Below are 9,811 nucleotides of genomic sequence, written 5' to 3'. Positions count from 1 at the left end.
CATTCCCTCCCCCCTGACCGCTGGTCCCGCCCGTAACCCCCGTCGGGCGGGACCGGCGGCAACCACTCCCTGCCCGGAACCGGAACGCGACCCGGCCCGCCTTCAGTCCGACGGGGCCCCGGGGCGCACCGCGAGGCCCAGGTCCACGACGTAGTGCTCCTCGATCCAGCCGTCCGGGAACTGCTCCAGCAGGCGCTCCCGTTCGGCGGCGAGGAAGGCATCGGTACCGGGTTCGCCGATCAGGAACAGCGAATGGGTGGACAGCTTCGCGAGGTGCGCGTCGACCGGGATGCGGCGGGACCAGCGCAGCAGCCGCCTGGTGAATTCCAGGCCGCTTTGCGGGCGGACGCGCTCGTTGACGTACCAGCCCGGCCCGAAGGCCTTCTCGATCCGCGCCTGCTGGCCGGCGATCCACTCGACCTCGACGTCCGGGTCGTTCGAGAACACGGCCAGCGCCCCGCCGGGCCGCAGCACGCGCAGCGCTTCGGGGCCCGAGCGGCCCGGGTCGGTCCAGTGCCACGACTGCGCGTACGTCAGCAGATCGAGGGAACCCGTCGCGAAGGGCAGCCGGTTGCCGTCCCCGCGTACGAGCGGCACCCCGGGGTTGCGGCGGTGCAGCTCGGCAGCCATGCCCTCGCCGGGCTCGACCGCCACCACCCGGGCGCCCCGGTCCCGGAGCAGGGCCGTCGCGATGCCGGTGCCGGCGCCGACGTCGGCGACCCGGGCACCGGCCAGCCGGAACCCGGCGAGGTCCTCCACCGCGTCGAGGAGGGAGGTCGGGTAGTCGGGCCGGTGGTCGGCGTAGCGTGCGGCCGCGGAGCTGAACGAGCGTGCCCGGGATGCGTCCGATGCGTCGGTCATGGCACCCATGGTCGGCGGCCGGGTGCCCGCCCCGTCAACACCGCGCGGCCGCACCGCGCTTCGTGCGCCGCCCGTACGGCTCCGGATCCGGTGCGGAGCTTGTACGGTCGCCTCCACGCGTGCGGCGAGGGCGGAGGGGTGGGGCGTGGAGGCACGGTACGTTGCGGACCTGGTCGGGGCGTTGGAGCGGTACGGGAACCGGCCCGCGCTCGGGGAGGCGGGCGGCCCGGTGCTGGACTTCTCCGGGCTGCTGGACCTCGTGTACCGGCTGGCGGGCGAGCTGGCGGACCGGGGGGTCGGCCGCGGTACCGGACTGGCCTGCGTGTTCGGCGGCAACCGGCCGGAGGTGGTGCAGGTGCGGCTGGCGGCGCACCTGCTGGGCGCGCGGCTCACCCAGGTCGTCACGGACGCGTACACCGCAGGTACGGACTTCGTGCTGCGGGACTGCCGCCCCGCCCTCGTGGTGCACGACGTGCCGGTCCCGGACACCGGCGCGGCCCGGCTCGGCCTCGACGGGCTGCTGCGGGCCGCGGCCGGACGGGAGGCGGTGCCGCTGCCGGTGGCGGCGCGGGAGGACGACATCGCCCGGGTGACGTACACGGGCGGCACGACCGGGGTGCCGAAGGGCGTGGCGTCCACGTTCCGCGCGCTCGCCGCCCGGACGGACGGCCGCGCGGGCCGCGAGACGGGACGGCCCGCCACGGCGTCCGGCGCGGGGCCTGCCACGGCGACCGCCACCGGGTCCGCCGCGGCGTCCGGCGCGGGGCCCGGCGCGGGCGGCGGCCGGGCCGCCGGATTCGCCGCCCCGCCGGCCTACGTATCCGTCACCTCGCTCGCCCACCGCGCCGGCGGACGCTGCCTGGAGCAGCTCCGCTCCGGCGGTCGCACCGAGATCGTGGCCCCCTTCGAGCCCGGCGCCTTCGCGGCCGCCTGCCGGCGGCTGGGGCCCGTGGCGACGTACCTGATGCCCGGCATGGTCTACCGCCTGCTCGACGATCCGGCGACGGCCCGCGGGATCCCCGGGCTGAGCGTGATCTCGTACGGGGCCGCGCCGATCCTGCCGGAGCGGCTGCGGGAGGCGGTCACCCGCTGGGGCGGCCGCTGGCAGCAGGGCTACGGGATGAACGAGTCCGCGGTGATCTGCCGTCTCACCGCCGCCGACCACGACGCCGCCGTAACCGACCGTCCCGGCCTGCTCTCCTCGGCGGGACGCCCCGCGGCAGGGGTGCGGGTCGAGGTGCGCGACGCGGCCGGGCGGCCGCTGCCCGCGGGGCGGACCGGCGAGGTGTGGACGCGGTCCGCGGCGATGATGACCGGCTACTGGGGGCGGCCCGACCTCACGGCCGCCGTGATCCGGGACGGCTGGCTGCGCACGGGCGACCTGGGCCACCTCGACCCCGACGGCTACCTCCACCTCGACGACCGGATCGCCGACGCGGTGATGGTCGACGGGGACAACGTCCACACCCTGCCCGTGGAGGCCGCCCTGGCCCGGCACCCCGGGGTCGCGCAGGCGGCCGTGGTGGGCCGCCCCAGCCCCCGGAACGGCGAGGAGGTCTGCGCCTTCCTGGTCCCGGTGCCCGGCCGCACCCCCGACGCCGCGACGGCGGCCGAGGCCTGCGACCTGGTGGAGCGGGCCCTCGCCCCGGCCTACCGCCCGACAGCCGTGTTCTGGCGCGAGGAGATCCCCCTGACCTCCCAAGGCAAACCGGACAAACGTCAGCTGCGCGCCGAGGCGGCAATCTCCTGAGGCGGTCGTTTCCGGCCACACCGGACCACCTTGCGCCGCCGCGGAGGGCGGTGGCGCACCCGTACGCACGAGGACCCTCCCCGAAGGGAGGGCCCCGAAATGATGAACCGAAGAGCGCCCCCGGCAGGACTCGAACCTGCGGCCAAGTGCTTAGAAGGCACCTGCTCTATCCACTGAGCTACGGGGGCCGGAAGGTGGCCGTGGTGGCCTGGAGCCCCGGGGTGGGGGTGGGACTGTCGTCCGTGCCGGGTCAAGGATAGGGCTCCGGTCGCCTTGTCCCGGTTGCTTCACCCGCGTGCCACGATGTGGAGGTTCGGTGAAGCGGTCCCGATAATCGCAGGCAGGTGCGATTCTCGCACCGCTTTTGCGCCGCGGCGCCCTGGGTGTTGTGCACTCGTTATGCCTGTGCCCCACTCCGTCTGCTCTGACCGGAAGGTCCCTCCGGAGTCGCGGTCGGCGCGCAGAGGGTGTATAAGCTTCAAAAATGGTCCTAAATTGGGCATTCTTCCCATGTGGTGACCTTGGATGTTCGGCCTCAGCTGCTCGATGCCCTGTCCGCCCTGCGTGACAGGGTCGCGTCCGTGCGTCTGCCGCTGCCCCTCCCCGGCGCCCCGCGCGCCCGGCAGACCAGAGCGGAGCTGCTCGCGCAGCTCGACGACTACCTCGTACCGCGGCTGAAGTCGCCGGAGGCGCCGCTGCTCGCCGTCGTCGGCGGGTCCACCGGAGCCGGTAAGTCCACCCTCGTCAACTCCCTGGTCGGCCGCCAGGTGAGTGAAGCCGGCGTGCTGCGGCCCACCACGCGCGTCCCCGTGCTCGTGTGCCACCCGGACGACCACCACTGGTTCGCCGGCATGCGCGTCCTGCCCGACCTGCTGAGGGTCTGGGCGCCGCCCGGGGAGGACGAGCCCGCCCGCGCCCCCAGGAAGCCCGCCGCCGGACGCCCCGGGGCCCGCGCCGGCGCCCCCGCCACCGCCACCGCCTCCGCGGCGCGCGAGCTGCGGATCGAGACCATCACCGGGCTGCCGCGCGGCCTCGCCCTCCTCGACGCCCCCGACATCGACTCCCTCGTCGTCGACAACCGGGTCCTCGCGTCCGAGCTCATCTGCGCCGCCGACGTCTGGGTGATGGTCACCACCGCCTCCCGCTATGCCGACGCCGTGCCCTGGCACCTCCTGCGCACCGCCAAGCAGTACAGGGCCACCCTCGTCATCGTCCTCGACCGGGTCCCGCACCAGCTGCTCGCCGAGGTCTCGCGGCAGTACGCGGCCCTGCTCACGCGCGCCGGGCTGGGCGACGTACCCCGCTTCACCGTGCCCGAGCTCCCCGAGTCGGCAGGTGGGGGCGGGCTGTTGCCGGCCAGCGCCGTCGCACCGCTGGGCGCCTGGCTCGCCCACCACGTCCAGGACCCGGCCGCCCGGCAGCACGCCGTCAGCCGCACCGCGTTCGGCGCGCTGGACTCGCTGAAGCGCCGGATGCCGGAGCTGGCGTCCGCCGTCGCCGCCCAGTACGCCGCCGCCGTACGGCTCACCGCGGCGGTGGAGGACGCGTACCGGCAGGAGGGCAAACGGGTCCGGGGACGGCTCGACCAGGGCGCCGTCCTCGCCGGGGACGCGCTGACCCGGTGGCGCGGCTACCCCCTCGACACCACGGCCGACGAGCTGCTCGACTCGCTCGCCGAGTCCCTGTCCGCACTGCTCCAGTGCGCGGTAGCCGCCGCCGACGAGCGGATCGCCGAGGTCTGGCGGCGCGAACCGGCCGCCGGGGCCGTGCCGCTGCCGGGGCCCGACCGGGAGGCGGCGGAGCGCATCGGCTTGGCGGTCCGGCGCTGGCGGCGCGTACTGGAGGAGCTCGCCGAGGAGGAGGTCGGCAGGATCGACCGGCAGCCCGCGCCCGACCCCGACGCCGTCGCCGCCCTGCTGGTCGCGTCCCTCCTCGGAGGCAAGCGGGCCCGGCCCGCCGGCGAGAAGCTGGTCGAGCGGATCGGCGCGCAGGCCGCCGTCCGGCTGCGCGACCGGGGCGGCGAGCTCGTCGCCGACCACCTCGAAGAGGTGCTGCGGGCCGAACGGGACCGGCGGCTGGCCCCGCTGGAGGCCCTCGAGGTGACCCCGGAGCCGCAGGCCGAGCTGATCGCCGCCCTGTCCGTACTGCAGAAGGAGAGGTGACGCGGTGTCCGCCTTGGCCGACCGCACCGACGACCGCTGGGACGACGGATTCATCGCACGCTCGCGCCGCCCGCGGGCCATCGGCGACGGCAGCTTCGACGACGGGATGGACGGCATCGACGGCATCGACGGCATCGACGGGTTTGACGGGTTTGACGGGATGGAACGGACCGGCCGGGCGCACCGGGTCGGCCCCGCCGACCGGACCGACCGGACCGACCGGACCGACCCGGGCGACGGGGAGGACGGCCACGAGGGCGACGACGCGCTCGTCCGGGCCCTGTCCGGCGCCGGCGGCGACGGAGGCCGTACGCCCCCGCCGCCGTCCGGCCCCTGCGCGCGAGCCCTGCGCAACCGGCTGGAGTCGCTGCGCCAGCTCGTCGCGCTCTCCCGGACCCGGCTCGACGGCAAGACCCTCGCCGAAGCCGGGCGGGTGCTGGACGAGGCCGCTGCGCGGCGCGGGCTGTCGTCGCAGCACACCGTCGTCGCGATCGCCGGAGCCACCGGAAGCGGCAAGTCCACTCTCTTCAACTCACTCGCCGGAGTGCAGATCTCCGAGACCGGACTGCGCCGGCCGACGACCGCCGCCCCCATCGCCTGCAGCTGGTCCGACGGGGCCGCCGGGCTGCTGGACCGGCTGGAGATCCCGGGGCGGCTGCGGCGCCGGCCGCGCGAGACCTCCGAGACCGGGGCGCTGCGCGGGCTGGTCCTCGTGGACCTGCCCGACCTGGACTCCGCGGTCGGCGCGCACCGCGAGCACGTGGACCGGGTGCTGGCGCTGGTCGACGCGGTGGTGTGGGTGGTGGACCCGGAGAAGTACGCGGACGCGGTGCTCCACGAGCGGTACCTGCGGCCGCTGGCCGGGCACGCCGAGGTGACGTTCGTCGTGCTCAACCAGGTGGACCGGCTGCCCGGCGAGGCCGCCGACCTCGTCATGGACGACCTGCGGCGGCTGCTGGACGAGGACGGCATCGCGCTCGGCGAGCACGACGAGCCCGGGGCAACCGTCCTCGGGCTGTCCGCGCTCACCGGCGAGGGCGTCGGGGAACTCAGGGACCTGCTCGGACAGTTCACCCAGGAGCGGGGCGCCGCCACCCGGCGGATCGCCGCCGACGTGGACCGTGCTGCCGCGCGCCTGCGCCCGCTGTACGTGGCCGACGGGCATCCGGGGCCCGAGATCGGCGAGGAAGCCCGCGCCGAGTTCGAGGACCGGCTCGCGGAGGCGGTCGGGGCGTACGCGGCCGGGCTCGCCGCCGAGCGGGCCTGGCGGCGCAACGCCGGCAAGGCGTGCGGGACTCCGTGGCTGCGGCTGTGGCGCTGGTACGAGAGCTGGAGGGCCCCGCGCACCCTGTCGGGCCTGGCCGCCCTGGCGGCGATCGGCGGGGTGGCCGGCAGCCGGGCCGGGGCGGGCGCGCAGACGCCGGCCGAGGTGGAGGTGACCGCCCGGCAGCGGGTGGAGCAGGCCGTACGGGCCGTCGCCGACGCGGCGGCCACCGGGCTGCCCGACCCTTGGGCGCAGGCGGTGCGGGAGACCGCGGTGCGCGGCGGCGAGCAGCTGCCGGAGGCGCTGGACGAGATCGCGGTCACGCTGGGCCCCGCCCCCGGCGTGCCGGGCGCCAAACCGCCGCGGCCCGCGTGGTGGCCGGTCGCGGTGCTGGCGCAGGCGGCGATGACACTGGTCCAGGTGTACGGCGGGCTGTGGCTGGTCGGGCAGATCATCGGGGTTCTGCAGCCGAACCTGATGACGCCGGTGCTGCTGATGGCGTCGGGCATCGTGGGCGGGCCGCTGGTGGAGTGGGCCTGCTCGATCGCGGCCCGGGGCCCGGCGCGGCGCTACGGGCAGGACGCGGAGCGGCGGTTGCGGCAGGCGGCCGCGGGCTGCGGGCGGGCCCGGGTGCTGGAGCCGGTGGCGGCGGAGCTGTTGCGCTACCGGGAGGTGCGCGAGCAGTACGCGGCGGTGGCGGAGTTGTCCACAACCCGGCAGTAGTCCACAGCGGCCAGCAGGGTCGGGTCGGGCGGTCCAGCATGGCGGTGGGCGGTGCGGAAGGTCCGCGCCGGTCCGAACGCCGCTGAGGCGGGGGAGGGGACCGGGATGAACGACACCCTGGTGACGCTGATCGGGTACGTGGCCACGCAGATCGACTACAAGGAAACCGCCAACGGGCCGTCGGCCAGGTTCCGTTTCGCGGTGACGCCACGGTACTTTGATCGTCGCAAGGACGCATGGGCGGACGGATCGACCAGCTTCTACACCGTGTGGGCCCGGCGCACGCTCGCGGTGAATCTGACCGGCTCCGTTTCGGTCGGTGAGCCGTTGGTGGTGCACGGGCGGCTACGGGTGCGGGACGACCCGCCGGATGCCGAAGGCAACCGCTGGTTCTCCGCGGAGATCGACGCGACCGCCATCGGCCACGACCTCAACCGGGGGACGGCCGCGTTCCGGAGGGTCGTCAGGGCGGAGCCCGCACTGATGGCCACTCAGAAGGCGGCGGTGGTCTGAGTGTTCGAGCCAGCTAGGATTCCCCGGTACTCACGGGCACCTGGGTCACTGGCCCGAAGGGGAAGACTGTGTCGATTGGCGTTCCCGCATCCTCCGCTTCTGATTCCTCTCCTGCTCCGCTCCCTGCTGCGGTCCCTCCCGCGGCGCCTGCGGCTTCCGGTCCGGCTTCCGGTCCGGCTGCTTCCGGGGCTGCCGCTTCCGGGGCGACCGCTGCCGGGCGGGCGTCCGCGCGGCGGCCGCTGGCCGTGGCGCTGCTGGCCGCGGCCCTCACCGCCGCGCCCGGCGTCCGCGCCGCCGCCGACACCGGAACCCCCGACCTGCGGCCGCCGGAAGGCGCGAGCGCCGTACTGGACGGGCTCAAGACCTATGGGCAGGCCGTTCTGCGCGCCCCCGACGGGTCGGTCCGGCATGTTCCCGCCGGGCTCTACGAGATGCGGGTCGACGGCGGCGGCATGCTCCAGACGTACGGGGTCGGGGTGGCGGGCAACGCCCAACCGCAGGCCCGGTACACGGAGAGCGGCTGGAGCGGCAGCCCGCTCGGCGGGAACGCCGAAGCCGGCCGGATCCGGTGGGTCCTGGAGCACTCCTACCCCCAGCTGAACGATCTCGCAGGGCTCGCCAAGGCGGCCGGGGCCGGGGCGCTCACCGCGCAGAGCGCGGCAGCCGGGACGCAGGTGGCGATCTGGCGACTGGCGGACGGGGCCCAGGTGGAGGCGGCCGACCCGGACGCGGAGAAGCTGGCCGACTACCTCCAGCGGGCGGCGGGCCGGCTGCCGGAGCCGCCGTCCTCGCTGAAGCTGGAACCGGGCAGTGCCTCCGGACCCGTGGGCGGGCGGATCGGCCCGGTCACGGTGCGCACCGGTGCGCAGAGCGTGACGGTCACCCCGGACGCGGCGGCCGCGGCCATGGGCGTACGGGTCGTCGACGCCGAGGGGAAGCCGGTCACGGCTGCGGCCAACGGGAGCCGGCTGTACTTCGAGGTGCCGGCGGGCACCCCGGACGGAACCGCCTCGGTCACCGTCCAGGGCTCCACCAAGGTGCCGGTCGGCCGGGTCTTCACCAGCGGCCTCCCGACGCAGGCGCAGATCGTGGCCGGCTCCAGCGAGTCGGCGACCGCTGCCCGGGCGACGGGGATCTGGCCGCAGCCGATCGTGGCCGAGGCGGGCGCGGCCGGCGACGGCACCCCGCTCCCGGTCACCCGGGCGGCCGGAGCGGCAGCCGCGGCCGAGGCCTCGTCCAGCCCGGAGGAGGAGCGGCTCGCCACCAGCGGCAGCTCCGCAGCCACCCCGGTGATCGCCTCCCTGGCGGTGGGCCTGGTGGTCCTGGGCGGCCTGGTGGTGCTCATGGTCCGCAAGCGCCCCCTGGACGACGAGGACCGCGCCTGAGAGCTCCGCCCGAGGTGCCGCGACGGGCCGGCGCCCCTCTGCGGGCCGGTTGTGGCCGGTCGCGCAGTTCCCCGCGCCGCTCCGGGGCGCAGCCGAACACGCTTCGGTGGGCACGGTCCGGGGCGGTGGGCCGGTTCCCTGGTTCCCGGGCGGGGTCCGGGGGCAGGCGCGGGGTATGAGCGAGCACAAGGCGACCTGGCGGGGTGCCGCCGCACGATGGGACCGGTCCCTGTTCGACGTGGTGGCCCAACGGCACTGGCCGGGGGGTGAACGGGTGCTGCCGAGGCTCGGGCGGTCCGCGAACCACGGGATGCTGTGGGGCGGGGCCGCCACGCTGATCACCCTGTTCGGCTCGGCCACGGCCCGCCGGGCGGCGGTGCGCGCGGCCGCCTCGCTGGCCTTGGCCTCCGCCACGATCAACACCGTCGGCAAGTGGTCCGTGCGCCGGGCCCGGCCGGTGCTGGACGGAGTGCCCGCGGTGCGGCAGCTGGCCACACAGCCGGTCACCACCTCGTTCCCGTCCGGGCACTCGGCATCGGCGTTCGCCTTCACCACGGGGCTGGCGCTCCATTCGCCGGGCTGGGGCGCCGTGCTGGCCCCGGTGGCCGCGGCCGTGGCCTTCTCCCGCGTGTACACGGGCGTGCACTACCCGTCCGACGTGGTCGCGGGGGCGGCGCTGGGCGTTGCCGCCGGGTTCGCCGTACGCCGTATCGCGGCCCGAGTGGAGGCGGCCCGGGCCCGGCCCGGTGACGAGCCCCCGGACGCCGACGCGCCCGCGCTGCCGGACGGGGCCGGGCTCGTCGTCGTCGTCAATGCCGGGGCGGGCAGCGCCGAGGCCGCGGGGCTCGACGTCCTGCGGACCAGGCTGCCCAAGGCCGAGGTGGTCGAGTGCGAGGGCGCGCAGCTGGCCGAGGCGCTGGCGGAGGCCGCCTCCCGGGCCGCCGTGCTGGGGGTGTGCGGCGGCGACGGCACGATCAACGCGGCCGCCACCGCCGCACTGCGGGCCGGGGTGCCGCTCGCGGTGCTTCCCGGAGGCACGCTCAACCACTTCGCGCAGGACCTCGGCCTGACCGGAGCCGAGGAGACCTGCCGCGCCGTCGCCGCCGGCCGGGCCGTCCGCGTCGCCGTCGGCCGCTTCACCCCCGACCCGCCC

The 9,811-nt window shown here is 76.0% G+C and carries 7 protein-coding genes and 1 tRNA gene; 6 read left to right on the top strand and 2 right to left on the bottom strand.

Annotated features, from left to right (window positions below):
* Positions 1 to 102 precede the first annotated feature (102 nt).
* Entirely contained in the window at positions 103 to 861 is a 759-nt protein-coding gene (locus tag HYE82_RS28985; RefSeq protein WP_179177140.1) for a class I SAM-dependent methyltransferase, read from the bottom strand.
* A 145-nt stretch (positions 862 to 1,006) separates the two neighbouring features.
* On the opposite strand from HYE82_RS28985, the gene HYE82_RS28980 reads away from it, so the two are divergent.
* Positions 1,007 to 2,611, top strand: a complete 1,605-nt coding sequence (locus HYE82_RS28980) for an AMP-binding protein (protein ID WP_179177139.1) — start codon at positions 1,007 to 1,009, stop codon at positions 2,609 to 2,611.
* 115 nt (positions 2,612 to 2,726) lie between these two features.
* Here HYE82_RS28980 and HYE82_RS28975 read toward each other — a convergent pair.
* Positions 2,727 to 2,799, bottom strand: a tRNA-Arg gene (locus tag HYE82_RS28975).
* Positions 2,800 to 3,126: 327 nt separating this feature from the next.
* Between HYE82_RS28975 and HYE82_RS28970 the strand changes: the two genes are divergently transcribed.
* The 5 genes from HYE82_RS28970 to HYE82_RS28950 form a co-directional block, all read left to right on the top strand.
* Positions 3,127 to 4,773 (top strand): GTPase domain-containing protein, encoded by a 1,647-nt coding sequence (locus HYE82_RS28970; RefSeq protein ID WP_309144482.1) that lies wholly within the window; start codon positions 3,127 to 3,129, stop codon positions 4,771 to 4,773.
* A gap of 160 nt (positions 4,774 to 4,933) precedes the next feature.
* On the top strand, positions 4,934 to 6,760 hold the full coding sequence (locus HYE82_RS28965; protein ID WP_179177142.1) for a GTPase: 1,827 nt from the start codon (positions 4,934 to 4,936) through the stop codon (positions 6,758 to 6,760).
* A 105-nt stretch (positions 6,761 to 6,865) separates the two neighbouring features.
* Complete coding sequence (locus HYE82_RS28960) at positions 6,866 to 7,273, top strand: single-stranded DNA-binding protein (RefSeq protein ID WP_179177137.1); 408 nt, start codon at positions 6,866 to 6,868, stop codon at positions 7,271 to 7,273.
* A gap of 245 nt (positions 7,274 to 7,518) precedes the next feature.
* The gene (locus tag HYE82_RS28955; RefSeq protein ID WP_309144481.1) at positions 7,519 to 8,658 is read left to right on the top strand and encodes a TQXA domain-containing protein; all 1,140 of its coding nucleotides are present in this window, start codon (positions 7,519 to 7,521) and stop codon (positions 8,656 to 8,658) included.
* A gap of 175 nt (positions 8,659 to 8,833) precedes the next feature.
* A partial coding sequence (locus HYE82_RS28950) for a phosphatase PAP2 family protein (protein WP_179177136.1) occupies positions 8,834 to 9,811 on the top strand: 978 nt, incomplete at its 3' end.

This window comes from Streptomyces sp. BR123, assembly GCF_013401435.1.
Lineage (GTDB): Bacteria > Actinomycetota > Actinomycetes > Streptomycetales > Streptomycetaceae > Streptomyces.
This window is presented reverse-complemented; position numbering and strand designations above follow the sequence as displayed.

Bases quoted from the DNA above. Each gene is read 5' to 3' on its own strand.
- HYE82_RS28960 (WP_179177137.1), top strand. From the start codon at position 6,866: ATGAACGACACCCTGGTGACGCTGATCGGGTACGTGGCCACGCAGATC.
- HYE82_RS28965 (WP_179177142.1), top strand. From the start codon at position 4,934: ATGGAACGGACCGGCCGGGCGCACCGGGTCGGCCCCGCCGACCGGACC.
- HYE82_RS28985 (WP_179177140.1), bottom strand. From the start codon at position 861: ATGACCGACGCATCGGACGCATCCCGGGCACGCTCGTTCAGCTCCGCG.